The sequence below is a fragment of the Halocynthiibacter sp. genome (assembly GCF_049608145.1).
Taxonomy (GTDB): domain Bacteria; phylum Pseudomonadota; class Alphaproteobacteria; order Rhodobacterales; family Rhodobacteraceae; genus Halocynthiibacter.
The window spans coordinates 14,097-37,988 of the sequence record NZ_JBMYXF010000029.1 but is presented as its reverse complement, the minus strand read 5'-3'; the positions used below and the strand labels follow the sequence as shown (position 1 = coordinate 37,988).

Here is a 23,892-nt window from a genome sequence, read left to right as displayed (position 1 = left end):
GATCGGGTAACGGGCAAGATCGATCAGCTCCTGCCCGTTGTTGTTCATCGTCATTGCGCCGCGGTCGGGGTGATCGTGCGATCCTGATGGGGATCGACCTCATAGCCCGCTTCTTCTGGCTCATCATCCAGCATTTCCGGCGGGAACCCCGGTGCCAGAATTTCATGGCCCGTCGCATCTTCTAGGCGACGAATGATGTTCGGGGACAGCTCTCGTTCGCCATATTTCTGAATGCCGTCTTCAAAAATATTCACCATCATTGGTGAAATTTCCAAGGGCACGTTGTTGCGCTCTGCGATCTCTTGAAACAGACCCACGTCTTTTTTCACAAGGTCCATGGTGAAAGAAATATCACGCGACCCATTCAGGATCACCTGACTTTCCGTGATATGAGAGAAAGAGTTTCCGGAACTGATTTTAATCGCCTCATAGGTCGTGTTCAGATCCATGCCGGCGGCTTTCGCTGTTACCAGCGCTTCGGCATTGGCCACCAGATGCACGGTGGCCAGATAGTTTGTCAGCACCTTCAAAACAGAAGCTGAACCCAGATCACCCGTGTGCAGAATACGGCGCCCCATGGTCGTCAGAAGCGGCAAAATGCGTTCAAACGTGGCGCGATCACAGCCCGCAAAGATCGAGATATTTCCGGTATCCGCCCGATGACAGCCGCCAGACACAGGGCAATCCACCGCGACACCGCCAGCGTCGATCACCATCGCGCCCAGGCGTTTGGCTTCGGCTTCGTCGGTTGTGGACATTTCCATCCAGATTTTACCCGCCTTCACTTCGGGCAGCATTTCCTGCATCACCGCATCTGATGCGGCCGGGCTAGGCAGGCAGGTGATCACCGCATCGCATTCGCGCATCAGTTCCGCAGCGCTTCCCGCCGCTTTGCCGCCTTTCGCCACAGCCAGATCGATCAGGTCCTGGTTCAGATCAAACACAGTCAGATCAACCCCGTTTCGGATCAGGCTGCCCGATAATTTGGATCCCACGTTCCCAAGACCAATAAAGCCCACTTTGTAATCAACGCTCATGCGTGTCTCCCTTTGATTTGGAGGAATGGTGACTTGACGCAAAGCAAAATTAAAACAAATAATAAATGAACCTGACCCCATAATTATTTGTATATATGTCGACACCTCCACATCTGCCGCTTTCTGATCTGCCCAATCTCACCTGGCTGCGGGCGTTTGAGGCCTCTGCCCGCCTGCAAAGCTTCACCGCAGCAGCGGAAGAACTGTCCCTGACCCAAGCCGCCGTCAGCCATCAGGTGCGCAGTCTGGAAAAAAGCTTTGGCGTGGCTTTGTTCCAGCGCGGTCCCCGCCGTCTGACCCTGACAGAGCTGGGCCATGCCTGGTATCCGACCGTGGCCCAGGCGCTGCAGGATATTGCGTTTTCCACACGTGGTCTGCTTGGCCCACAGAAAACCCGCGCGCCCCTGCGCACAGTGACTTTGCGCGCGCCAATTTCCACGGCTGTTTTGTGTCTTGCGCCATTTTTGGGGCAGTTTCACGATGAAAATCCCGGAATTTCCATACGCCTGATTTCCGCGATCTGGGCAGACAGCACCCAGGACGGGGAAGTTGATATAGACATACGCCTTGGCCCTCATGGGACACTGTCGCGCCGGGCTCATCTTCTTTCAGATGAAACGATCCGCCCGGTCGCCTGTCCGGCATTGGCGGCACAACAGGCTGATCTTACAGATGTTCTAAAGCAAAATCTGATCCACATTCACGGATATCAGGATCACTGGCTGCGTTTGACCCGTCAGGCAGGGCTTGAACTGCCACAGCAGCGCGCGCCCTTGTTTGTGGATACCAGCCTGGCGGCCATTGAACTGGCGGCGGCGGGCAGTGGGGTGACCATGTTGATGCAACGTTATGCAGCCCCACATCTGGCATCCGGGCGATTATCAGAACTGCCCTGCCCTGTGATGCCAATGGAACAGGGTCATTACCTGATGCCATCGGAAGGACCCGGACCGCAAAGCGCCGAGGTCAATCTGTTGCGCGACTGGGTTGTAAACCATTTTTCCAGCCACAGCTGATAAGGCAGCGATCATTTCGCTGCCTTATCCTGCTATCTTAGCGAAGCCAGATCGCACCGCTTTCGCAAAGCGCCTGACAGTCGCTTGCATCACGGCCCAGGTCGCTGAAGTTCAGGATGTTGTGCATCGCGGACCCGGTGAAACGTGGATCATCACATTCGTTGTCATTCGAGAAATCGCCAGAATCATCGCCGAAGTTTACCTGGGCGCACATTTCTGCCGGGAATTCGGCCTGTGTCCGGTTCACACGCAGCTGACCAATTTCGAACAGATGGCGACAATCACCAGCATCTGTGCCGTTGTTGGTGGAATCAGTGGAGGTTGCGACGCCCCAGCCAATGAAACGGCTGTCGTCACATTCGCCGTCACCTGTATAGGGGCCTGAATCATCGCCGAAATCGACGGTCGACAGCAATGCTGCACTTGGCGCCAGACCTGGTGCCTTTGGCGATTCAGCCACAACAGGCAGTGCAGCAACGGCGGCCATGGCAAGGCCAGAGATAAATACGGAAAGTTTCATGAGTGTCCCTCGCTTAAATTGAACACAGCGGAACAAACACGCAATCGCGCAGGCTGCAACACATATCTCAGAACCCTCTCATGAAATATTGCTGATGATTGTATCAGATGCCTTCATCTTTCACCGCCTGCATCGCCACATAAGTAGAGGTATTGGCGACATAAGGCAGGGATGACAGGTTTTCCGCCAGAACCCGGCGATAGTCCCGCATATTTCGAACACGCACTTTCAGCAGATAATCGAAATTCGCCGCAAGCATATGACATTCTTCAATTTCTGGCACAGCCAAAACCGCATCATTAAAGGCTGAAAGGGCTTTTTCCCGCGTGTCCGTCAGGCGCACTTCGACAAAGGCCACATGATCCAGCCCCAAACGCACTGGATCCAAAAGCGCGCGGTATCCCCGGATGATGCCACTGTCTTCCAGTTTTTTCAGTCGCGCCTGGACCGGAGTTTTGGACAATCCAACGCGGCGTGCAAGTTCAGTTACATTAATCCTGCCGTTTGTGGAAAGTTCGTCCAGAATCTTCCGGTCATATGAATCCGGAACAAAGTCATTTTGACCTTCAAAAACCATAATATTCAGACCCTTTCACTACACAGCGATAGAAATTCATGCGATCAGCCTTAAAATGACGTGATATTCTGGTAAAAACAACCCTTCTTTCGTTAAAGGACAGCCATGACACATGCCTCTCTCGCGCCTCTGCGCCAGGTCATCGACAGCCGCAAATATGTGGACGAAGCCGAAATTCTGCCCCTGCTGATGGAAGAAACGGGATTAAACGCCGAAGACCGCACCCGTATTTCGGCCCATGCCGCTGATCTTGTGCGCGACATCCGCAATTCGTCCAACCCTGGCCTGATGGAAGTTTTCCTGGCGGAATACGGGCTGTCCACGGATGAAGGCGTGTCCCTGATGTGCCTTGCGGAAGCCTTGTTGCGTGTGCCCGACGCCGACACAATTGATGCGCTGATCGAAGATAAAATCGCGCCATCCGACTGGGGGAAACATTTGGGGGCGTCTTCTTCGTCACTTGTGAATGCATCGACCTGGGCGCTTATGCTGACGGGTAAAGTTCTGGACGAAGCTGAAAACCCCGGTGTCATCAGCCATCTACGTGGTGCAATCAAACGCCTGGGTGAACCCGTCATCCGGACAGCCGTTTCCCGGGCGATGAAAGAAATGGGCCGCCAGTTTGTACTGGGTGAAGATATTCAGGCCGCCATGAAACGCGCCCGTGAACTGGAAGGGAAAGGCTATAGCTATTCCTATGATATGCTGGGCGAAGCAGCGCGCACCGACGCCGATGCGAAACGTTATCATCTGTCCTATTCCCGCGCGATTTCCGCGATTGCGACGGCTTGCACCAACGACAATATCCGCACAAACCCTGGCATTTCGGTAAAACTATCCGCGCTTCATCCCCGTTATGAAGAGGCCAAGATCGAACGTGTTATGTCTGAACTGGTGCCACGTGTTCGATCCCTTGCTTTGCTTGCGAAATCTGCGGGCATGGGGTTCAACATTGACGCGGAAGAGGCCGACCGCCTGTCGTTATCACTGGATGTGATCGAAGCCGTAATGGAAGCCCCTGGTCTTGAAGATTGGGATGGATTTGGCGTTGTCGTACAGGCCTATGGCCAGCGTTGCGGTGCAACAATTGACTGGCTTGCGGCGCTGTGTGACCGATTGAACCGCCGCATTATGGTGCGTCTGGTGAAAGGCGCATATTGGGATACGGAAATCAAACACGCCCAGGAAATTGGCGCGCCGGGCTTTCCTGTTTATACGCGCAAGGCATCCACCGACCTGTCCTATATCGCCAATGCCCGTAAACTTTTGTCGCGCACAGATGTGATCTATCCGCAGTTTGCGACCCACAATGCCCATACGGCGGCTGCAATTCTGGATATTGCGAAGACCCTTGGCTGTTCCGTGGAAGAGTACGAATTCCAGCGCCTGCATGGCATGGGAGAACGGTTGCATGACATTGTTCTGGAAGCCGAAAACACCGGTTGCCGGATCTATGCCCCTGTAGGTGAGCACCGCGATCTGCTGGCGTATCTTGTACGTCGGCTGTTGGAAAACGGCGCAAATTCCTCCTTCGTGAACCAAATTGTTGATGAAGATGTCAGCCCGGAAGAGGTTGCATCAGATCCTTTGTCTGAAGTCGAAAGCTACCTTGGCACCCCTGCAAGCCCGGCCCTGAAGATGCCGGACGCATTGTTCGGCGATCGTGTGAATTCACGTGGCTGGGATGTCGCCCATGCGCCGGAAATCGAAGCCTTGGATGCGGCCCGCGCGCCCTTCCGGGAAAAGGTATGGCACGGTGCCCCCCTGCTGGCCACCGAAGTGTCACATGAAACGCCAAAACCCGTTCTGAACCCTGCATGCGAAGACGATGCACCCGGAACAACGGCCGCGACTTCGGATGCGGGTCTGGCGGCTGCGATCGATGCTGCCACCCCATGGGCGGACAGCGCAGCCGATCGGGCCGCGGTTTTGCGCAAGGCTGCCGATCTGTACGAAGATCACCACGCAGAACTGTTTGCATTGCTGGCCCGTGAGGCCGGAAAAACCCTGCCTGACGCCGTGGCAGAAATGCGCGAAGCTGTGGATTTCCTACGGTTTTATGCGGATGAAGCCGAGAAACGCAGCACTGCGCCAGCCGGGATCTTCACCTGTATTTCGCCTTGGAACTTTCCACTGGCAATCTTCACCGGTCAGATCGCTGCTGCCCTTGCTGCGGGCAATGCGGTGCTGGCAAAACCTGCGGATCAGACCCCATTGATTGCCTGGCGTGCGGTGCAATTGCTGCATGAAGCGGGCGTTCCGCGCAGCGCCATGCAATATGTGCCGGGACCAGGTTCGCGCGTCGGGGCCGTCCTGACATCCAATCCCAAAATATCCGGTGTCTGTTTTACTGGATCAACCGCAACAGCCCTGCGCATTCGTCGTGCAATGGCAGAAAACCTGTCACCGTCCGCCCCTCTGATCGCGGAGACAGGTGGTCTGAACGCAATGATCGTGGACAGCACCGCATTGCCGGAACAGGCTGTGCAGGCGGTTATTGAAAGCGCGTTCCAATCTGCGGGCCAGCGGTGTTCCGCCCTGCGTTGTCTTTATGTTCAGGAAGACATCGCGGATAACTTCCTGAAAATGCTACATGGTGCGATGGATGAACTTGCGCCGGGGGATCCTTGGGACATCACCACAGACACAGGCCCTGTGATCGACGAAACCGCGCGCAGTGAAATTGCCGCCTATGTAGATGCCGCCCGCAGCGACGGCCGAGTTCTGCACGAGCTGAAGCATTTTGAACGCGGCAACTATATCGCGCCGGTTGTTCTTTCGGTGAATGGCATTGCGGAAATGACCCGCGAAATCTTTGGCCCGGTTCTGCATGTGGCGCGCTACAAGGCGAAGGATCTGGATCGTGTGATCGATGACATCAATGCCACAGGCTATGGCCTGACCTTTGGCCTGCACACCCGCATCGATGACCGTGTCCAGCATGTGGTGGAACGCGTGCAGGCAGGCAATATCTATGTGAACCGCAACCAGATTGGTGCGATTGTTGGCAGTCAGCCCTTTGGGGGCGAAGGCCTGTCCGGCACGGGCCCCAAAGCGGGTGGTCCGATGTATCTGAACCGGTTTTATGCAACCGATACACAGCAGTCTGATGAAACACCTGCACCGGCCACTGCCCTTGCGGATGTTCAGGCCGCTTTGATCGCGCAGCGCAGCGACACGGGGATCAGCAGCACCGCCCTGCCCGGCCCGACCGGGGAAAGCAACCAGCTGTCCACCGCACCGCGTGAGCCACTGCTTTGTATGGGGCCCGGTGAACGTACGGCGCAGCAACAGTTGGAAGCCATCCACAAGACCGGCGGCACAGGCGTGATCGCCCATGGGCTGTCCACGGATGATCTGGCCACGCTGGAAGGGTTTTCAGCGGTTGTGTTCTGGGGGCCTGAAGATCAGGCGCGCGGATACACCAAAGCCCTGGCGGCCCGTGATGGCGCCATTCTGCCATTGATCGGTGATCTACCAGATGCCAGCCGCACGTTGATTGAACGCCATCTCTGCATCGACACCACCGCAGCAGGCGGCAATGCTGCATTGCTGGCAGAGGTCAGCGACGGCTGAACTGACTTGACGGCATCGGGCGCATGGGCAACCGTGCGCCCATGCTTATTCCTATCCGAGACCACAACCCATCCCGCCGTCGCCCTTTCGTCACCTGGGCACTGATCGCGTCCAATATTCTGATCTTCATCAGTTACTGGGGCGGGCTTGATGACATTAAAATCTTTGTGCCCCTGTATAACACCTGGGCTCTGCAGCCGGTTGATGTGTCACGTGGGCAAGAAATTTATACCTTATTCAGCTATCAGTTCCTGCACGGCGGGTTTATGCATCTTGCAGGTAATATGCTGTTTTTGTGGATCTTCGGGGACAATCTGGAAGATGTTTTGGGCCATATCGGCTTTTTGGTTTTCTACCTTGCGACCGGCGTGGCGGCGGGGTTGATGCAGGTGACGGCAGACCCGGACAGTTTTATCCCGATTGTTGGGGCCTCTGGTGCAATCGCCGGGGTGATGGGAGGATATCTATTGCTATTTCCCCGGGCAAAAGTTGATGTTCTTTTGCTAATCATCATCTTTTTCAAGGTCTTCAGCTTTCGCGCCTGGCTGGTGTTGGGTGTCTGGTTTGGGGTTCAACTTTGGTCGACATTTTATGGCGGGGATTCAGGCGTTGCCTGGCTGGCCCATGTCGGCGGGTTTCTTGCAGGTGTTATATTTATGCTGCCGTTCTGGCTTGCCAGAGGAGGCACGCGATTTTGGCAACGCAGTCACGGCCACCCGGAACACCCAGAAACGCCCTATGGCCCGCTGACACGCAGTTCAATTCCAGTGATACGGAGACGCAAGTGACACTTCCAGATATGATATACCCCCTAAAATTGACCTGTCATTGTGGCACGGTCGAGCTGGCTGTCACCCTATCTGACGGGCTGAACACGGCACGGCGTTGTGATTGTTCCTATTGCCGCCGTCGTGGCGCGATTGCCCTATCCGCGCCTGTCGATGGCGGGGTGGAAATCGTAAAAGGGTCCGAGAACCTGTCGCTGTATCAATGGGGCACAGGAAAAGCGAAGCACTATTTTTGCAAGACCTGCGGGATTTACACCCACCACCAACGTCGATCAGATCCGACACAATATGGTGTAAACGCAGCGGCCATCGAAGGCGTGAACCCTTCTGAGATGGGCGAGATTCCCTGGGCCGATGGGGTGAACCACCCGAGAGATCGCAAAAGCTGACAGAATAAAGCGCCCCCCTTCCATCTGCGATGACCTTCCCCGGGATGTCCTGTCATCAGAACGCACAAGGCAAACAAAAACCCGGCACATTATTTGCGCCGGGTTCGATAGCGTTGTTCAGGAACGAAACGGGTCGTCGAAATGGTTTAGCTTTCTGAAGCGTCCGCAGGTTCGCGATCACGGATCACTTTGGCGAAACGGTCAAAGATCGCTTCGTTTGATGCAATCACATGTCCGGTTTCCAGAATATCTTGGCCTTCGCGCAGCGGTTCAGCAAAACCACCCGCTTCGCGTACGATGATCAGGCCGGCTGCAACATCCCAGGCCTTCAGACCACGTTCCCAGAAGCCTTCGTAACGACCAGCAGCCACATAAGCGAGATCAAGAGAGGCAGAGCCCCAGCGACGCACACCCGCACAGGCAGGCATTAGACGGGCGAGATCCTGCAGACAGGCCGGAAGATATTTTCCGCCACCAAATGGCACGCCTGTTGCAAATACACTTTCGATCATCCGGTGACGACCAGACACACGAAGGCGGCTTTCGTTCATCCAAGCGCCCTGACCTTTTTCCGCAAAGAACAATTCGTCCTTGGCAGGGTCATAAATCACACCGGATACGATTTCACCCTTATGTTCCAGCGCAATGGAAACCGCGAAATGTGGCATGCCGTGCAGAAAATTTGTGGTGCCATCTAGGGGATCAACGATCCAGCGGCGTGTCGGATCCTGACCCGGGATTTCTTTGCTTTCTTCAGCGCACCAGCCATAGGTTGGGCGCGCGCCCATCAGTTCTTCTTTCAGAACTGCCTCGGCCGCGATATCCGCGCGAGACACAAAGTCCCCGGCACCTTTCGTAGAGACCTGGAGGTTTTCAACCTCACGGAAGTCTTTGGCGAGGGAACGGCCAGCCTTGCGGGCGGCCTTGATCATGACGTTCAGATTTGCGCTGCCTTGCATCGGGCGGACTCCTTTGGCTCAGACGCGGCGTATACGCGCTGAAACCCGTTTTGCCAAGGGGTTCTCGCGTATTGATTGGTTAAATCAGCGGATCATAAGACCACTGTAGCAGTGCCTGACGCTGCCGCGGTCGACAAAAAATATCGCCAGGCTGACAATTGGCCCGAATTTGCCCTGCGTGGCGGTTAAAATTACGCCACCGCTTTATCTGCAGTGCATCGATTTCCGGCACACGGCGGCCCAGCCAGTATCGGCAAAACCACTGAAACCAGCCGCGCGGATCTGGGCCATAAATCCAGCCTTTGTCGCGCCAGACAGATAAGGGTTGACGGCTTTTGACGCCAAAATAATTCAGGCTTTCATCCGGGCACTCAGACAGTTTTGCGTCTGCAAACCAGGACACCGGGAATTCCGCCTGACAATCATTCAGATATCGGCCTTCAAACACGCCCATCGCCAACATAGTGGCCGGGCTAAGATGTGGCGTGAAATGCGCAGGAAAATCCTGCCCTTCCGGTGCAGCCAGCTGATAGATATACCCCTGCTGCATCCGGTCATTCACGCTGATTTCCACCAGTTACAGCATCCCTGGCACAACCAAATCCGGTGGACGGTGACCATCATCAAAGGTCTTGATATTAAGAAGAACCTTTTCCCCCATCTCAAGGCGGCCTTCCACAGTGGCAGAGGCCATATGCGGCAACAGAACCACGTTATCAAGTTCACGCAGACGCGGATTTACATCCTGCCCATGTTCAAACACATCAAGGCCAGCCCCCGCGATTTCGCCCGTGCGCAGCATGCGGGTCAGGGCGTTTTCATCGATGACTTCGCCGCGGGACGTGTTCACAATCACGGCCTCTGGTTTCATCAATTTCAAACGGCGTGCGTTCATCAGGTGGAACGTGGATGGCGTATGCGGGCAATTGACCGAAATCACATCCATACGCGCCACCATCTGATCAAGGCTTTCCCAGTATGTCGCCTCCAGCGCTGCCTCGGTGTCGGCGTGTAAGCGTTTGCGGTTATGATAATGAATCTGCATGCCAAAGGCCCGCGCCCGGCGCGCAACAGCCTGACCAATACGCCCCATGCCAAGGATCCCCAGACGACGTCCGCCAATGCGCCCGCCCAGCAATGCAGTTGGGGCCCAGCCTTCCCAACTGCCGCTTTGCATCACACGAAGACCTTCGGGAATACGCCGCGTGGTGGCCAGCAAAAGCGCCATTGTCATATCCGCAGTGTCCTCAGCCGAGACCCCCGGGGTGTTTGACACAAGGATACCGCGCTGACGGGCTGTTTCCACGTCGATGTGATCGACGCCAGCCCCAAAGTTGGCGATCAGTTTGAGCCGATCCCCCGCACGCGACAAAAGACGCGAATCCAGCTTGTCGTTGATGGTCGGCACCAAAACATCCGCATCCTGCATCGCTTGGGCCAGTTCATCCACTGTCATCGGCGTGTCGTCATCACGCAGTTTCACATCAAACAATTCGGTCATGCGGGTTTCAACCGCCTCGGGCAACCGTCGCGTCACAACAACACTTAACCGTTCCTTTTGCATTGGCTCACTCCCGCATCTTTTCTTTGTAACCTGTTAATGCCAAATTGACCGATACAGGCGCAGGGCACAAGAACTCTGCCGGGCTTGAATGCATTTTTCGGGTCTTTTCACAGAATAAACCGCAAGGGCAGACTGTCGCATGCTGCGCATCTTAACGATTTTACTGGCATTTTCTGTGTGCACGGCGGGATCCGTCACGGCACAGGATACACAAAACCTGGGACCGGTCACCAATCTTCCGATTCCTCGCTTTGTCTCTATGAAAGCCTCCGAAGCCAATATCCGCCGTGGTCCCGGCCTGACACATCGCATTGACTGGGTGTTTCAGCATCGCAATATGCCCCTGCGTATCACCGCTGAGTTCTCCAACTGGCGGCGCGTGGAAGATATCGACGGTGTCGGTGGTTGGGTGCATTATTCACTGCTGTCCGGATCACGCACCGTGATTGTAAAACCTGATCTTTTGTCGATGCGGGCCAATGCATCCGAAGGCGCCCGCGAAAATGCCCGCATTGAAGGCGGCGCGATCGCGCGTCTGATGGAATGTGCGCCCGACTGGTGTCGTATCTCTGCCGACGGATATCGCGGCTGGGTTCCAAAGGATACGATCTGGGGTGTTGCCCAGGACGAGATCCGAGAATAACCCCGGATCCCACTTTCATCTTGCCCTAAATACTCCAGGGGGTGTGGGGGAAGATCCCCCACGGTAAGACATCACGCCAGACCACGCCCTTTCAACAGTGCACTGGCATCGGGCATCCGGCCACGGAACGCTTTGTACAGCGCATCAGCTTCTTTCGAGCCCCCCGCAGACAGGATGTTCTCCTCTAGGCTTTTGGCAAGCGCGGGATCAAAGGGATCATCCACCTCTTCAAAGGCCTCAAACGCATCTGCATCCATCACCTCTGACCACATGTAACTGTAGTAACCGGAAGAATAGCCGTCACCGGTAAACACATGTGCGAACTGCGGTGTGCGGTGGCGCATTTCAATCGCCTCTGGCATGCCCATATCTGACAGAACTTCCGCCTGTTTTGCCATGATATCATCCGCCGGCACACCTTCATGGAATGCCAGATCAACCATGGCTGAGGCCACAAATTCCACCGTGCTGAAACCCATGTCATAGGTCTGCGCATCCAGAAGACGTTTCAACATATCCTGCGGCATGGGTTCGCCCGTTTCCGCATGCACCGCGAATTTTGCAAGCACCTCGGGGACGCTCAACCAGTGTTCATACAGTTGACTGGGCAATTCGACAAAGTCACGCGCAACAGAGGTGCCCGAAATCGCTTCATAGCGCACATCCGACAACATCTGGTGCAAAGCATGGCCAAACTCATGGAACAACGTGCGCGCATCATCAAACGACAAAAGCGCAGCCGCACCCGGGGCCGGTTTTGCAAAATTACAGACATTCACCACATGGGGGGCTGTGTCGCCACCCAGCTTTTTCTGCGCCCGCATCGCCATGCACCAGGCCCCGGATCGTTTGGACCCCCGTGCAAAATAATCACCGATAAACACAGCGATATGTTTGCCACCTCGGGTCACTTCCCAGGCACGCACATCTTCATGATACATGTCCGCATCCAGTGGTGAGAACTCCAGCCCGAACAAGCGGTTCGCACAATCAAAACTGGCCTCGATCATCTTTTCAAGTTGCAGATAGGGCTTCAGCTCGGCCTCATCCAGATCATGTTCGGCCTTTCGGCGACGTTCCGAATAATGGTGCCAGTCCCAGGCCTGCAGATCACCATTGATGCCGTCTTCGCGCATCATCGTTTCCAGCACTGCCTGATCTTTCAGCGCCGCCGCACGCGCGGGTTTCCAGACCTGCATCAGCAGGTCGCGCACATTGTCGGCGTTCCCCGCCATTTCGGTTTCAAGCTTATAAGCTGCGAAATCCTTATACCCCAAAAGTTGCGCGCGTTCATAACGCAGTGCCAGCGTTTCCGCAGCAATCCCCCGGTTGTCCGTTTCACCGCCATTGGCCCCACGCGCGGCCCAGGCCTTATACGCAATCTCTCGCAGATCGCGACGCGTGGAGAACTGTAAAAACGGCACAATCAAAGATCGCGACAGGGTGACAACGTGACCCTTCAGATCTTTTTCGCCGGCGGCACCTTCCATGGCTTCCAGCAGGAAATCGGGCAAACCATCCAGATCATCTGAACCTAGTTCCATGAACCAGTCCCGTTCATCCGCCAATAGATTTTGCGTAAAGTCAGTGCCCAAAGTCGCCAGACGTGATTTAACTTCGGTCAGGCGATCCCGCGCGGATCCTTCCAGATCGGCACCTGAGCGAATGAAGTTGCGGTGATATAGATACAGCAAGCGTTGTTGTTGTTCATCCAGCCCCTCCTGATCCGCCCAAAGGGTTTTGATCCGCGCCCAAATATCGGCGTTCATCGTCAATTCAGAACTGTAGGCCGATAATTTCGGTGCAAATTCCCGCTGCAAAGCTTCGCGTGCATCATTGCTGTCAGCGCCCGCAATACCATAAAATATGCCCAGCACCCGGCCAAGGCTTTCATCGGCCAGTTCCAGTGCTTCGATCGTATTGGCAAATGTCGGTGCATCTGCATTTTCGGCAATCTCGGCCACACGCGCGCGACCTTGCGCCAAAGCCGCGTCAAAGGCCGGGGCAAAATCATCGTCTTTGATCAGCCCAAAAGGCGGCAGTTCAAACGGGGTGTTCCAAGGGGCGAGAAGCGGGTTGGTCATACAAAGATCTCCTTTGAGGGGAACCTATGTAGCGTGCGGGGAAAGGTCAACGTCAGAAGGGGGCCAGCCCCCGTCCCTGCGGGACTCCCCCGGAGTATTTATGGAAGGTGAAAAGCGAGATACGCCTGTAAGAGAGCGACAAATGTCACGGGTATTTGCCGCGCATTTTTTCTTCGAGTTTGCGCAAAAGCAGAGACAGCGTAACGGTGAGTGTCAGATACAGCATGGCAACGACATTGTAGGTCTCAAAATAACGAAAATTTCCCGCAGCCGTGACCTTGCCCAGCTGTGTAATGTCCAGCACGCCGAGAACAGACACAAGCGATGAATCCTTGATCATCGCGATGAAATCATTGCCCAAGGGCGGCATGATGGTGCGGATCGCCTGAGGGAATGTAATATGGCGAAAACGTTGCCAAGCGTTTAGGCCCAGGGCCTCGGCCGCTTCGATCTGGCCTTCTTCCACTGATAGAATACCCGCACGGAACACTTCGGAAATAAACGCGGAGTAACCAATCGTCAGTGCAATAATCGCCCGCCAGAGAAATGTGAAATCACGGGTGCGGATCGGATCCAAGCCAATGCTTTCCGCGATAAAGTTCCAGCCCTGCACAATACCCGGTGCCACAACGAAGCTGACATAAAGCAGGATCACAAGGATCGGGAGGCCCCGGACAACTTCAACATAAAATCGCGAAATCTGACGTAAAATCTGATGTTTAGACAGGCTAGCCACTGCCAGAAGCAGGCCAAAGACAGACGCCAAAAGGAACCCAACAAGCGTCACAAAAATCGTGATCTTCACGCCTTTGATCAGCTTTCCAGCCACCTGTTCATAAATCGGATTTCCGATGGCCTGATAGACGAAAAATGCGGTGAACGCGATGATCGCGACCAGCCACCATGGGAAATCGGGTTTGTCTTCAGAAGGTCTGGGGGTCATTGCATCATATTCGGTAAAGCAAGAAAAAACGCCCCGGAAAACCGGGGCGTTTTGCAGCGGTATCAGCCGCCGACTTTATAGTCGAGGAACCACTTGGTGTTCAACGCATCCATGGTGCCGTCCGCCTGCATCGCGGCGATCGCAGCATTCATTGGCGCAACCAGGTCAGATCCCTTGGGGAAGATGAAACCAAAATCTTCGGTGCCCAGCGGACCCCCCACAATTTTCAGCGCGCCATCGGACGCCGCAACATAACCGTTGCCTGCGGTGCCATCGGTCAAAACCAGATCCACATCACCGGTTTTCAGGGCTTCTACACCCGCGCCAAAGGTTTCAAACAGGCGCATCCGCGCGTTGCTTTCGTCACCGTCAAGCACTTCGTAAATACCAACATAGAAAGGTGTCGTGCCGGGTTGCGCGCCGATCAACAGATCCGCATCCGCACCAAATGTCGCGGCATCCGCAAAACGTTCTTCGTCACCACGCACCAGCATGACCATTTCGGAACGCATGTAAGCATCTGAAAAATCGACAACTTCCGCACGATCATCCCGAATGGTAATCCCGGTCATACCCATGTCAAACTGGCCCTGAGAAACAGAGGCAATCATCGCGTCCCAGCTGATGTTTTCATAAGTCACATCAATATTGATGCGTTTCGCGATTTCTTCCATCGCGTCATATTCCCAACCCACGGCATTGCCGTCACCATCAACAAATTGCAGGGGCGGATAGGCGTTTTCGGTCACAATCACGACCTCTTTCCCACCAAGATCGGGCAAATGCCCGTCTGCCTGTGCAGATGTTGTTACGAAAGCAGCCGCTAAGCCGGCCAGAATGGATGTCAGTCTCATTGTTAGCTCCCTGTCACAAAACTGTGCCTTACTATGAGCATGCGAACAGACGATGCAAGCGACCTTATTCTGCTTTGCTGCAAACCGGGCAATTATATCCCTTTTGCAATCTGATCCTGCGTGTCTCAGCGTATTTCGCATCATAGATCAGCATCTCGCCACGCAGGGGCTGTCCGGCCCCTGTGATCAGCTTGACCACCTCGGCAACCATCATCGTGCCAATCACGCCAGGCAAAGGGGACAGAACACCGGCGGTTTCGCAGGTCGGGGCATTGTCGCCATTGGGGGCTTTGGGGAAAACGCATTTATAACAGGGCGTGCCGCTGGCAGGATCAAAGACAGACAGCTGCCCTTCCCACTGGCTCAGCGCGCCGGACACCAGGGGTTTTCGGTGTTTTGTGCAGATCTCATTCACAAGATAACGGGTTTTGAAATTGTCGCAGCCATCCAGAACGATATCAACGGCGGCAATAAGACGATCTGCACTGGACGCATCCAGACGCATTTCATGTGCAACCACAGTACAATGGGAATTGATTTGCGCTATCCGCGCGGCAGCCGACGCAACTTTCAACTGCCCCCGTGCGTTTTCTGAATGAATCACCTGGCGCTGCAGATTGGACAATTCAACCACGTCATCATCCACGATTTCAATCGTACCAACGCCGGATGCAGCAAGATACATTAGCGCAGGTGATCCAAGCCCGCCTGCCCCGATAACCAGCACCCGCGCTTCTTTCAGCGCCTTCTGCCCTGGGCCACCGATGTCATGCAGGACAATGTGGCGCGCGTATCGTTCCAACTCGCCCTCTGCAAACAAAGGCTTTGGTGAAACCTCTTGCATGTCAGTTTCAGGCAAGGCCACCCGCCGTGCTTTCAGGTTTTTCACCCAACGTGCATAGAGAAATGCAAACCCGGCAAAGACGCCCAATAACAGCCAATGTGCAAAACTGCCCCCAAACGCCTGTCGAACCGCGTGGGTTTCAGGTAAGATTAGATGTGACAGCATAATCAGCACGAACAATCCGCCAATCATGATCAGCCGGTCTTTCGTCGGGGCCTTCATGGCAACGCCCACGAACCAGAGCACCGCCGACATCAAGAAAAACAGTATCATTTCACACCCGTAGAGCCAAACCCGCCCACGCCACGTGCCGTGTCGGACAGATTATCCGTCAGCATAAACCAGCCCTGTACCACCGGGGCCACGACCATTTGTGCAATACGCATGCCATGTGTAATTTCAAAAGCCGTGTCACCACCGTTTTGCACGATCACCCCCAAAGGGCCACGATAGTCGCTGTCGATTGTTCCAGGGCTGTTTGGCAGAGTGATCCCATGTTTCAGCGCAAGGCCCGAACGCGGTCTGATCTGCACCTCATATCCTTCTGGAATTTCCAGCGCCATGCCCGTTGGCACAAGTGCCCGCGCCCCCGGCTGCAAGATCATACCTTCACGCGCATCCGGCGCAAAATTCGCCCGCACATCAGCCCCGGCCGCGCCCGGCGTTTCATACTGCGGCAGGCCCAGCGCCTGATCAGCCTCTTCCAGCCATTTAAAAGCAATCACCGGCTTGTTCATCTCTGCTCTTTCATCTTGCTGAAAATACTCTCACCGAAGGTAGGATTTTTCGCAGGAAAATCATTCCTGCAACGCTGCGGCAATCTCTAAGGCCAGGCGTTTTGCCACCTGATCTTTCCCCATACGTGGCCAGGCTTCGGCACCGGCATCAGAAATCACCACCACCTGATTTTCAGATCCGCCCATAATGCCCGTTTCCGGCGACACGTCATTGGCGACGATCCAGTCACATTGTTTGCGTTCACGTTTGGCCGTTGCGTGATTGATCACATCATCCGTTTCCGCCGCAAACCCCACAACCAGCCCCGGGCGTTCATCGCTCATCTGTGAAACCGTCGCCAAAATATCCGGATTTTCGGCAAACTCGAGTATGGGCAACTTGCCACTGCCGTCTTTTTTGATCTTGCTGTCAGATGCACTTGCCACCCGCCAATCGGCAACAGCAGCGGCAAAGATCGCAACGTCTGCGGGCAAAGCCTTTTGCACCGCTTCAAGCATTTCACGCGCGCTCTGGATTTCAATCACGTCGACACCCTGCGGGCGCGCCGCATCTGCTGGTCCCGTGATAAAAATCACATCTGCGCCCAGCGCCGTAAGGGCATTTGCAATTGCCGTGCCCTGCGCACCAGAGGAACGGTTCGCAATATAACGCACGGGATCAATCGGTTCATGGGTCGGACCAGAGGTCACCAGAACGCGTTTGCCTTTTAGGGGACCATCACGCAAAGCACTTTCCACAGCGGTAACGATTTCGTGCACTTCCGCCATGCGCCCGGGGCCAAATTCGCCGCAGGCCATTGCGCCGTCATCCGGACCACAGACCAGAATGCCGTCACTTTTCAGGGTTTCCAGATTGCGTTGTGTCGCCGGATGTTCCCACATGCGCACATTCATCGCGGGGACAATCATCACAGGCTTGTCTGTCGCCATCAATAGGGTTGAGGCCAGATCATTCGCCAGACCATTCGCCATCTTACCCATCAGATCCGCCGTCGCAGGCGCAACCACCACAAGATCCGCCGCACGGGACAATTCAATGTGCCCCATCTCGGCCTCATCCGTCAGATCAAACAGATCGCGATAAACCTTTTGTGCCGATAATGCAGACGCCGACAGAGGCGTTACAAATTCTTCCGAAGCTTTTGTCAATACAGGCACAACGTCTGCCCCGCGTTCACGCAACCTGCGGATCAGATCCAGCGATTTAAACGCAGCAATCCCACCGCCAATGATCAGAAGAACTTTTTTACCTGCAAGCATATCCGGCCTTTCTGCGCAAAACGCACATTTTCTCAAGGTGTAGGCCCGCCGCGCGCCCAACTCAAGCGCTTCCGTTATACCGCTGTGCGCGTTTTTAGGCTTAACGACGGCCCCACCCCCTGCTAATGCACGCATATGAGCAATGATTTCAGACATCTTCCCAGGTTCACTTTTGTCCTTGGCGGCGCGGCATCCGGCAAAAGCCGCTTTGCCGAAACCCTTGCGCAAGACGCATCAGCCCATCGGATGTATATTGCCACGGCGCAGGCCTTTGATGATGAAATGAAAACCAAAATTCATCGACACCAAGCCCGCCGCACCCAGGGTTGGCGCACGGTAGAAGCCCCGCTTGACGCATCTACAGCACTTGCCCAGGCCAAGTCAGAAGATGTTGTCTTGTTTGATTGCGCCTCTCTCTGGCTGAGCAATCATATGTTCGCGGATAGCGACCTGGAAACAGAAACCTTTGGCCTGATCCACGCCGTTACCACCTGCAATGCCCCCGTTATCCTGGTCAGCAACGAAGTTGGCCAAGGCGTTGTGCCCGACAATGCCCTGGCCCGCGCCTTTCGGCAGGCACAGGGAGAATTGAACCAGAAGCTGGCGGCTGCGTCTGATCTTGCGGTCTTTGTAACCGCGGGCCTGCCCCAGGTTCTAAAGGGAACATTGCCATGACATCTCTTTGGTTTGTCCGTCACGGCCCCACCCATCAGAAAGCCCTGACCGGGTGGCGTGATGTGCCTGCAGATTTATCTGACACCGCACAACTTAGCCGGATCAATGCACATCTCCCCCAGAATGCGCTGTTGATATCCTCCGATCTATCGCGGGCAATTGACACGGCAGATGCCATTGGCGACGGCAAAACCCGCCTGCCCCATTCCCCACAATTGCGCGAATTTGATTTTGGCAGCTGGGACGGCAAAAAATTCGACGAAATCGCAGAAAGTGATCCAAGCCTGTCCCGTCAGTTCTGGGAACAGCCCGGCCATATTTGCCCGCCTTTTGGCGAAAGTTGGTATGATGTAGCCTACCGCGTTGGTGCCGAAACGGATCATTTGATTGACCGTTTTCCTGGACGTGATCTGATTATCGTTGCCCATTTCGGCGCGATCCTGACACAGGTTGCCCGCGCCCGCGCCTGCACCCCCTATCAGGCTTTTGCGCAACCAATTGACAATCTTTCCATCAGTCATGTTAAGATAGAGAGCGGCAATTGGAGCGCAGGGGATGTTAACTTTCTTCCCTAATTTAACATCACAAATATTGATGATAGATCGCCAAAATATTCATTTCTAAAATGACTGCAAACCAAATATACGAACGCCATGACTTATAAAATGATCCTTGGTGACCGAACTCATTCCAGCTGGTCTTTGCGTGGCTGGCTTTTGGCGCAATTGTCTGGTGCAGAAATCGACACGCAATATCTGCGTTTTGAAGACGCCCCGGTGTCTGAACAGTTACAGGCCTATGGCCCCGGCTGCACTGTGCCCTTACTGGTGACACCCGAAGGCGTGGCTGTGGATGACAGCCTGGCGATTGCAGAAGAACTGGCGCAACGTTTCCCGGACGGCACGATCTGGCCTGAGGATCCAAAAGCCCGGGCCATTGCACGCACACTGGTGGCCACAATGCATTCTGGTTTCATGACGCTGCGCAATGAATGCCCCATGGATTTGGCACGCGCTTATTCCGATGTCTCAATTTCTGAAGCCTTGCAAAAAGATCTAAACCAATTGGAATACTTGTGGTCTTTCGCACGCGACACCACTGGATCAGGCGATGGTTGGCTCTGTGGTGCCTATAGCGCAGCGGATGCATTCTACGCCCCCGTTGCCGCAAGGATCGCTGGTTTTAACTTGCCTGTCAGCGCACTGGCCCGGCAGTATGTGCAACTGCACCTGAATCACACCTGGTTTCGCCAATGGCGGGCCATGGGTCTTGCCGTGGATAGGCCCCTTGATCGCTATAGTCAGACCTGGACGCGCAGCGACTGGCCCCGTGCGAATGATCTGGCCGATCTGCCCACCGCCCGCAAAACTGCTTTTGGCACCGCGGAAAACCCAAAATGCCCCTATTCCGGCAAACCCGCCACCTGGTTGATGGAAATTGACGGTCGTATTTTTGGCTTTTGCAATCAGACCTGCCGCGACAAAACTGTCGCTGATCCCGGTGCTTGGCCGTCCTTTATGGATCTTTACCATTCGTAAACCATATCCCGCGTAGCGTTAACCACGGTTAACAGCTTTGCGGGGCTCAGACATGGTTGCACGGGCATTTACGGTTGCATTTGAAGGCATCGACGCACGCCTTGTTGAAGTGCAATGCGCCATTGCACCTGGCCTTCCCGGTTTTGCCATTGTCGGCTTGCCGGGAAAAGCCGTCGCCGAGGCGCGCGAACGCGTGCGCGCGGCTATGGCGGCCTTGCAGATTGCCTTGCCCCCCAAGAAAATCACCATCAATCTGTCCCCCGCCGACATGCCCAAAGCCGGGTCGCATTATGATTTGCCTGTGGCCTTGGCGCTTTTATCCGCGATGGGCGTTGTGCCTGCGGAGAACCTAGAGAAGGTTGTCGCACTGGGGGAATTATCCCTAGATGGCACCCTGATTGATGTGCCGGGCACCCTGCCTGCGGCCTTGTCTGCAGCTGAAACCGGGCGGGATCTGATTTGCCCACAGGCATCGGGTGCAGGGGCGGCCTGGATCAATGCAAATGCGGTTTACGCCCCACAAAATCTGCATGGTGCCATCCGACATTTGACGCGTCAGTCCCCACTTAACCCTGCCAGCCCCGGAACCATCGAAGACATCCCCGCCAGCAAGGATTTCAAAGACATAAAAGGTCAACACCGGGGAAAGCGTGCGATGGAGATCGCCGCCGCAGGACATCACCACGTGTTCCTTCTCGGCCCGCCGGGATCCGGAAAGTCAATGCTGGCGGCGCGCCTTCCAGGCATTTTACCACCGCTTTTGCCCGAAGAAGCCCTGGAAACATCTCTCATATCTTCCCTGTCGGGCGCAGCACCTGCCGGCGGTATTTCACGCCAGCGGCCTTTCCGGGAACCCCATCACACCGCATCGATCGCCGCCCTTTCCGGAGGCGGGCGGGATGCAAAACCTGGCGAAGTATCCCTGGCCCACAACGGGGTGTTGTTCATGGATGAATTTCCCGAATTCCCATCTATGGTCCTGGATACGCTGCGCCAGCCGCTGGAAACGGGGTCGATCACCGTTGCACGTGTCAACGCCCATGTGCGGTATCCCTGCCGATTTATGCTGGTGGCCGCGGCAAACCCTTGTAAATGCGGCCATCTTCAGGATCCCGGGCGGGCCTGCAATCAGGCACCGGTCTGTGGCGAAAAATACATGGGGCGCGTGTCTGGTCCGCTAATGGATCGATTTGATCTACGTGCAGAGATCCCGCCTGTTGCTTGGCAAGATCTTTCATCCAGTGAAGAAGGGGAACATTCTGCGGATATTGCTGAACGCGTCTATCGTGCACGTGATTTACAGACAGAACGTTTCAAAAACCATCCAGGCATTGCCAGTAATGCGATGGCGGAAGGGCAGCTATTGGAAGAAATCGCAGTGCCTGACACAGCGGGGCGTGATCTGTTAAACCAGTTTTCCGACAAATTCGGCCTATCGGCGCGTGGGTATCACAGGGTGTTGCGTGTCGCGCGCACCATCGCAGATCTGGAAGGCGTCCCCGACATTCAGGAACGCCATATTGGTGAAGCGGTCAGTTACCGCCTGATTTCAACCCGCGAAAAAATCGCGTCGTGATCAAGCTTTACGGGCTTCAATCGCTTCCCAGATCTTTTCAGCGATGTTCACACCGTCAAAGCGTTCCAGTTCCTGAATGCCCGTGGGCGATGTCACGTTGATTTCGGTCAGCCAATCGCCGATCACATCGATCCCGACAAACACCTGGCCCTTTTCTTTCAGAAGCGGCCCAATGCGGGCGCAGATTTCAAGATCACGTGCGGTCAATTCACATTTCTCAGGGCGACCACCCACATGCATATTGGACCGTGTTTCCCCCTTGGCTGGCACACGGTTGATGGCACCAACGGGTTCGCCATCGACCAGGATCACGCGCTTATCGCCCGCAGAGACCACGGGCAGGAATTTCTGCGCAATCAGCGGTTCGCGGTTTATACCGGAAAACAGTTCATGCAGCGATGTCATATTGCGATCATCCGGGCCAAGACGGAACACGCCCGCGCCGCCATTGCCGTAAAGTGGCTTGAGAATGATGTCGCCATGTTTGGCTTTGAAGGCCTTCAGGGTTTCCAGATCACGCGCGATGGTGGTCGGTGGCGTCAAATCAGGGAAGTCCAGAACCAGCAGTTTTTCAGGATAATTGCGCACCCAAAACGGATCATTCACCACCAATGTGCCCGGGTGGATACGATCCAGAATATGGGTTGTGGTGATATAGGACATATCGAACGGCGGATCCTGACGCAGCCAAACCACATCATAATCGGCCAGATCAACGGTGATTTCCTCGCCAAAGGCCACGTGATCACCCTGCACCCGTTTCACCGTGAAAGGATAGCCACGTGCTGTCACTTTGCCTTCTTCATAGGCCAGTTTGTCCGGCGTATAAAAGAACAGCTCATGACCGCGGGCCTGGGCTTCTTCTGCCAGACGAAAGCTGCTGTCTGCGTTGATATCCACAGATCCGATCGGATCCATCTGAAAAGCGATTTTCATGAGGCGGCCTCTTCTGCCAGAATATTCAGGTCATGAATACATGGACTGCCAGACGGGCGGGATCAATGGGGGCTGGCAAAAACGTGATGTATTTCCTTAGAAATCCAACGTGATGTTTTCAATCACTTCAATTTTTCCCTGCTGATCCAACAGGGCTGCATCCACCCGCATATCAATAGCTTGACCGTATTGTGCCGCATATTCTTCGGCACTGGCCATGATCCGGGTCAGTTGTGCCGGGCGGATCATCTGCACTGCGCGCTCAAACGTTTTGCTTTTCTTTACTTCCACAAAGATCAGCATATCAGCCATCTGCAGGATCAGGTCAATTTCGCCGCCTTCGCCCCGCCAGCGGGTTTCAAGCAGGCTTGCCCCCTGGCGCACATAATGGCGGACCACCTGATCTTCGGCAGCAAGCCCGGCCAGATAGGCAGATTGACCTTTATGCGTCTTCGCTGCCTCCATCTCGGATTTCCTTGTTCATCGCAATCGCCAGCTGATACACATCCCGCCGTGCCACCCCATGGGCCTTTGACACAGCATCGGCCGCATCGCGCACGCGCATGCTTTGCAACGCCTGCCGCAGGCTTTCTTCTAGCGTTTCAGCGTTAACAGAATCTGAACGGTTGCGATCAATGACCACGACCACCTCGCCACGGGCTTTGTTTTCCTGGTAATACGCAGCCAGTTCCAGCAATTCCCCCCGACGGGCTTCTTCAAACTTCTTGGTCAATTCCCGACAGACTGTCGCCTTGCGATCCCCAAGAACTTCGGCTGCATCCGACAGGAAAGCCCCCAGACGTTTGGGCGATTCATAAAATACAAGCGTGCCAGGAATTTCGCGGGTTTCTTCGATAAAGGCTTTACGCGCCGCAGTGGCATTGGGTGCAAATCCGGCAAAGAAAAACCGATCCGTTGGCAGCCCTGCGATCGTCAAAGCGGAAATTACCGCTGATGGTCCTGGGGCTGATGTCACCGGAAACCCATTGTCCAGCGCTTCCTGCGCCAGGCCATACCCAGGATCTGCAACAAGAGGTGTTCCTGCTTCGGATGCATAGGCAAGGGATTTTCCTTCTTTCAGCATTCCCATCAGCCGAGGGCGTACAGCCCCGCCGTTATGATCATGATAGGCAATCATCGCGCGACCGTTCACCGGGATGGCATGAATATCCATCAGCTTACGCAATGTGCGGGTATCTTCGGCCACCAACACATCCGCATCCCGCAATACATCAAGGGCGCGCAGAGTGATATCACGTGCGGTGCCAATCGGTGTGGCGACAAATGTCAGCCCGGCTTTTCCACACTCAACCTGTGGTCTGGTAACATCTGACACGGAATTCCCCCTGTTCGCGCGTTTACACCAGCATGGTGAA

24 protein-coding genes are annotated in these 23,892 nt (G+C 55.1%); 9 read left to right on the top strand and 15 right to left on the bottom strand.

What is annotated here, in order from left to right; all coding sequences use genetic code 11:
• Positions 1-50: 50 nt before the first annotated feature.
• Positions 51-1,037, bottom strand: coding sequence for an NAD(P)-dependent oxidoreductase (locus tag ACPGUT_RS10160; protein ID WP_423990977.1), 987 nt, complete (start codon positions 1,035-1,037; stop codon positions 51-53).
• 95 nt (positions 1,038-1,132) lie between these two features.
• Between ACPGUT_RS10160 and ACPGUT_RS10155 the strand changes: the two genes are divergently transcribed.
• Positions 1,133-2,053 carry a LysR substrate-binding domain-containing protein gene (locus ACPGUT_RS10155; RefSeq protein ID WP_423990975.1) on the top strand — a complete coding sequence of 307 codons (921 nt, stop codon included), beginning with the start codon at positions 1,133-1,135 and terminating at the stop codon, positions 2,051-2,053.
• 37 nt (positions 2,054-2,090) lie between these two features.
• Here the strand turns inward: ACPGUT_RS10155 and ACPGUT_RS10150 are convergent, their stop codons facing one another.
• Together ACPGUT_RS10150 and ACPGUT_RS10145 are read right to left on the bottom strand one after the other, a co-directional pair.
• On the bottom strand, positions 2,091-2,573 hold the full coding sequence (locus ACPGUT_RS10150) for a hypothetical protein (RefSeq protein ID WP_423990973.1): 483 nt from the start codon (positions 2,571-2,573) through the stop codon (positions 2,091-2,093).
• 103 nt (positions 2,574-2,676) lie between these two features.
• Positions 2,677-3,150 carry an Lrp/AsnC family transcriptional regulator gene (locus ACPGUT_RS10145; RefSeq protein WP_423990971.1) on the bottom strand — a complete coding sequence of 158 codons (474 nt, stop codon included), beginning with the start codon at positions 3,148-3,150 and terminating at the stop codon, positions 2,677-2,679.
• Positions 3,151-3,255: 105 nt separating this feature from the next.
• On the opposite strand from ACPGUT_RS10145, the gene putA reads away from it, so the two are divergent.
• The 3 genes from putA to ACPGUT_RS10130 are packed head-to-tail and all read left to right on the top strand — an operon-like array spanning position 3,256 to position 7,903.
• Positions 3,256-6,726, top strand: coding sequence for a bifunctional proline dehydrogenase/L-glutamate gamma-semialdehyde dehydrogenase PutA (putA, locus tag ACPGUT_RS10140; RefSeq protein ID WP_423990969.1), 3,471 nt, complete (start codon positions 3,256-3,258; stop codon positions 6,724-6,726).
• 41 nt (positions 6,727-6,767) lie between these two features.
• On the top strand, positions 6,768-7,514 hold the full coding sequence (locus tag ACPGUT_RS10135; RefSeq protein WP_423990967.1) for a rhomboid family intramembrane serine protease: 747 nt from the start codon (positions 6,768-6,770) through the stop codon (positions 7,512-7,514).
• An 11-nt stretch (positions 7,515-7,525) separates the two neighbouring features.
• Positions 7,526-7,903 carry a GFA family protein gene (locus ACPGUT_RS10130; protein WP_423990979.1) on the top strand — a complete coding sequence of 126 codons (378 nt, stop codon included), beginning with the start codon at positions 7,526-7,528 and terminating at the stop codon, positions 7,901-7,903.
• Positions 7,904-8,049: 146 nt separating this feature from the next.
• Here the strand turns inward: ACPGUT_RS10130 and ACPGUT_RS10125 are convergent, their stop codons facing one another.
• From ACPGUT_RS10125 to ACPGUT_RS10115, 3 genes are all read right to left on the bottom strand, one after another.
• Positions 8,050-8,862 carry an inositol monophosphatase family protein gene (locus tag ACPGUT_RS10125; RefSeq protein ID WP_423990965.1) on the bottom strand — a complete coding sequence of 271 codons (813 nt, stop codon included), beginning with the start codon at positions 8,860-8,862 and terminating at the stop codon, positions 8,050-8,052.
• A 79-nt stretch (positions 8,863-8,941) separates the two neighbouring features.
• Positions 8,942-9,436, bottom strand: coding sequence for a hypothetical protein (locus ACPGUT_RS10120; RefSeq protein WP_423990963.1), 495 nt, complete (start codon positions 9,434-9,436; stop codon positions 8,942-8,944).
• A gap of 3 nt (positions 9,437-9,439) precedes the next feature.
• Entirely contained in the window at positions 9,440-10,426 is a 987-nt protein-coding gene (locus tag ACPGUT_RS10115) for a 2-hydroxyacid dehydrogenase (protein WP_423990961.1), read from the bottom strand.
• A gap of 139 nt (positions 10,427-10,565) precedes the next feature.
• Between ACPGUT_RS10115 and ACPGUT_RS10110 the strand changes: the two genes are divergently transcribed.
• The gene (locus ACPGUT_RS10110; protein WP_423990959.1) at positions 10,566-11,069 is read left to right on the top strand and encodes an SH3 domain-containing protein; all 504 of its coding nucleotides are present in this window, start codon (positions 10,566-10,568) and stop codon (positions 11,067-11,069) included.
• Positions 11,070-11,140: 71 nt separating this feature from the next.
• Here the strand turns inward: ACPGUT_RS10110 and ACPGUT_RS10105 are convergent, their stop codons facing one another.
• The 6 genes from ACPGUT_RS10105 to coaBC form a co-directional block, all read right to left on the bottom strand.
• Positions 11,141-13,153, bottom strand: coding sequence for a M3 family metallopeptidase (locus tag ACPGUT_RS10105; protein ID WP_423990957.1), 2,013 nt, complete (start codon positions 13,151-13,153; stop codon positions 11,141-11,143).
• 145 nt (positions 13,154-13,298) lie between these two features.
• On the bottom strand, positions 13,299-14,096 hold the full coding sequence (locus ACPGUT_RS10100; protein ID WP_423990955.1) for an amino acid ABC transporter permease: 798 nt from the start codon (positions 14,094-14,096) through the stop codon (positions 13,299-13,301).
• 62 nt (positions 14,097-14,158) lie between these two features.
• Positions 14,159-14,950 (bottom strand): transporter substrate-binding domain-containing protein, encoded by a 792-nt coding sequence (locus ACPGUT_RS10095; RefSeq protein ID WP_423990953.1) that lies wholly within the window; start codon positions 14,948-14,950, stop codon positions 14,159-14,161.
• Positions 14,951-15,014: 64 nt separating this feature from the next.
• A complete protein-coding gene (locus ACPGUT_RS10090) occupies positions 15,015-16,067 on the bottom strand; it encodes a HesA/MoeB/ThiF family protein (protein ID WP_423990951.1) in 1,053 nt (350 codons plus the stop codon).
• On the bottom strand, positions 16,064-16,531 hold the full coding sequence (dut, locus tag ACPGUT_RS10085) for a dUTP diphosphatase (protein ID WP_423990949.1): 468 nt from the start codon (positions 16,529-16,531) through the stop codon (positions 16,064-16,066). The genes ACPGUT_RS10090 and dut overlap by 4 nt, the downstream gene beginning before the upstream one ends.
• Before the next feature lie 60 nt (positions 16,532-16,591).
• Positions 16,592-17,791 (bottom strand): bifunctional phosphopantothenoylcysteine decarboxylase/phosphopantothenate--cysteine ligase CoaBC, encoded by a 1,200-nt coding sequence (gene coaBC, locus ACPGUT_RS10080; RefSeq protein ID WP_423990947.1) that lies wholly within the window; start codon positions 17,789-17,791, stop codon positions 16,592-16,594.
• 135 nt (positions 17,792-17,926) lie between these two features.
• Here coaBC and cobU point away from each other — a divergent pair, with 135 nt between their 5' ends.
• The 4 genes from cobU to ACPGUT_RS10060 all read left to right on the top strand — a co-directional run bounded on the left by cobU (position 17,927) and on the right by ACPGUT_RS10060 (position 21,580).
• On the top strand, positions 17,927-18,466 hold the full coding sequence (cobU, locus tag ACPGUT_RS10075) for a bifunctional adenosylcobinamide kinase/adenosylcobinamide-phosphate guanylyltransferase (protein ID WP_423990945.1): 540 nt from the start codon (positions 17,927-17,929) through the stop codon (positions 18,464-18,466).
• A complete protein-coding gene (locus tag ACPGUT_RS10070) occupies positions 18,463-19,041 on the top strand; it encodes a histidine phosphatase family protein (protein WP_423990943.1) in 579 nt (192 codons plus the stop codon). The genes cobU and ACPGUT_RS10070 overlap by 4 nt, the downstream gene beginning before the upstream one ends.
• A gap of 78 nt (positions 19,042-19,119) precedes the next feature.
• Positions 19,120-20,004: a glutathione S-transferase gene (locus tag ACPGUT_RS10065; protein WP_423990941.1), complete on the top strand. Its 885-nt coding sequence runs from the start codon at positions 19,120-19,122 to the stop codon at positions 20,002-20,004.
• Between the two features lie 52 nt (positions 20,005-20,056).
• Complete coding sequence (locus tag ACPGUT_RS10060) at positions 20,057-21,580, top strand: YifB family Mg chelatase-like AAA ATPase (RefSeq protein WP_423990939.1); 1,524 nt, start codon at positions 20,057-20,059, stop codon at positions 21,578-21,580.
• Here the strand turns inward: ACPGUT_RS10060 and gshB are convergent, their stop codons facing one another.
• The 3 genes from gshB to rsmI all read right to left on the bottom strand — a co-directional run bounded on the left by gshB (position 21,581) and on the right by rsmI (position 23,852).
• Positions 21,581-22,516 (bottom strand): glutathione synthase, encoded by a 936-nt coding sequence (gene gshB / locus ACPGUT_RS10055; protein WP_423990937.1) that lies wholly within the window; start codon positions 22,514-22,516, stop codon positions 21,581-21,583.
• Positions 22,517-22,612: 96 nt separating this feature from the next.
• On the bottom strand, positions 22,613-22,981 hold the full coding sequence (locus ACPGUT_RS10050) for a YraN family protein (RefSeq protein ID WP_423990935.1): 369 nt from the start codon (positions 22,979-22,981) through the stop codon (positions 22,613-22,615).
• Entirely contained in the window at positions 22,959-23,852 is an 894-nt protein-coding gene (gene rsmI, locus ACPGUT_RS10045) for a 16S rRNA (cytidine(1402)-2'-O)-methyltransferase (protein WP_423990933.1), read from the bottom strand. The genes ACPGUT_RS10050 and rsmI overlap by 23 nt, the downstream gene beginning before the upstream one ends.
• Positions 23,853-23,892: the final 40 nt, after the last annotated feature.

Excerpts from the sequence above, each read along its gene's own strand:
- ACPGUT_RS10160 (WP_423990977.1), bottom strand. The coding sequence starts at position 1,037 with ATGAGCGTTGATTACAAAGTGGGCTTTATTGGTCTTGGGAACGTGGGA.
- ACPGUT_RS10155 (WP_423990975.1), top strand. The coding sequence starts at position 1,133 with ATGTCGACACCTCCACATCTGCCGCTTTCTGATCTGCCCAATCTCACC.
- ACPGUT_RS10150 (WP_423990973.1), bottom strand. The coding sequence starts at position 2,573 with ATGAAACTTTCCGTATTTATCTCTGGCCTTGCCATGGCCGCCGTTGCT.
- ACPGUT_RS10145 (WP_423990971.1), bottom strand. The coding sequence starts at position 3,150 with ATGGTTTTTGAAGGTCAAAATGACTTTGTTCCGGATTCATATGACCGG.
- putA (WP_423990969.1), top strand. The coding sequence starts at position 3,256 with ATGACACATGCCTCTCTCGCGCCTCTGCGCCAGGTCATCGACAGCCGC.
- ACPGUT_RS10135 (WP_423990967.1), top strand. The coding sequence starts at position 6,768 with ATGCTTATTCCTATCCGAGACCACAACCCATCCCGCCGTCGCCCTTTC.
- ACPGUT_RS10130 (WP_423990979.1), top strand. The coding sequence starts at position 7,526 with ATGATATACCCCCTAAAATTGACCTGTCATTGTGGCACGGTCGAGCTG.
- ACPGUT_RS10125 (WP_423990965.1), bottom strand. The coding sequence starts at position 8,862 with ATGCAAGGCAGCGCAAATCTGAACGTCATGATCAAGGCCGCCCGCAAG.
- ACPGUT_RS10115 (WP_423990961.1), bottom strand. The coding sequence starts at position 10,426 with ATGCAAAAGGAACGGTTAAGTGTTGTTGTGACGCGACGGTTGCCCGAG.
- ACPGUT_RS10110 (WP_423990959.1), top strand. The coding sequence starts at position 10,566 with ATGCTGCGCATCTTAACGATTTTACTGGCATTTTCTGTGTGCACGGCG.
- ACPGUT_RS10105 (WP_423990957.1), bottom strand. The coding sequence starts at position 13,153 with ATGACCAACCCGCTTCTCGCCCCTTGGAACACCCCGTTTGAACTGCCG.
- ACPGUT_RS10100 (WP_423990955.1), bottom strand. The coding sequence starts at position 14,096 with ATGACCCCCAGACCTTCTGAAGACAAACCCGATTTCCCATGGTGGCTG.
- ACPGUT_RS10095 (WP_423990953.1), bottom strand. The coding sequence starts at position 14,950 with ATGAGACTGACATCCATTCTGGCCGGCTTAGCGGCTGCTTTCGTAACA.
- ACPGUT_RS10090 (WP_423990951.1), bottom strand. The coding sequence starts at position 16,067 with ATGATACTGTTTTTCTTGATGTCGGCGGTGCTCTGGTTCGTGGGCGTT.
- dut (WP_423990949.1), bottom strand. The coding sequence starts at position 16,531 with ATGAACAAGCCGGTGATTGCTTTTAAATGGCTGGAAGAGGCTGATCAG.
- coaBC (WP_423990947.1), bottom strand. The coding sequence starts at position 17,791 with ATGCTTGCAGGTAAAAAAGTTCTTCTGATCATTGGCGGTGGGATTGCT.
- cobU (WP_423990945.1), top strand. The coding sequence starts at position 17,927 with ATGAGCAATGATTTCAGACATCTTCCCAGGTTCACTTTTGTCCTTGGC.
- ACPGUT_RS10070 (WP_423990943.1), top strand. The coding sequence starts at position 18,463 with ATGACATCTCTTTGGTTTGTCCGTCACGGCCCCACCCATCAGAAAGCC.
- ACPGUT_RS10065 (WP_423990941.1), top strand. The coding sequence starts at position 19,120 with ATGACTTATAAAATGATCCTTGGTGACCGAACTCATTCCAGCTGGTCT.
- ACPGUT_RS10060 (WP_423990939.1), top strand. The coding sequence starts at position 20,057 with ATGGTTGCACGGGCATTTACGGTTGCATTTGAAGGCATCGACGCACGC.
- gshB (WP_423990937.1), bottom strand. The coding sequence starts at position 22,516 with ATGAAAATCGCTTTTCAGATGGATCCGATCGGATCTGTGGATATCAAC.
- ACPGUT_RS10050 (WP_423990935.1), bottom strand. The coding sequence starts at position 22,981 with ATGGAGGCAGCGAAGACGCATAAAGGTCAATCTGCCTATCTGGCCGGG.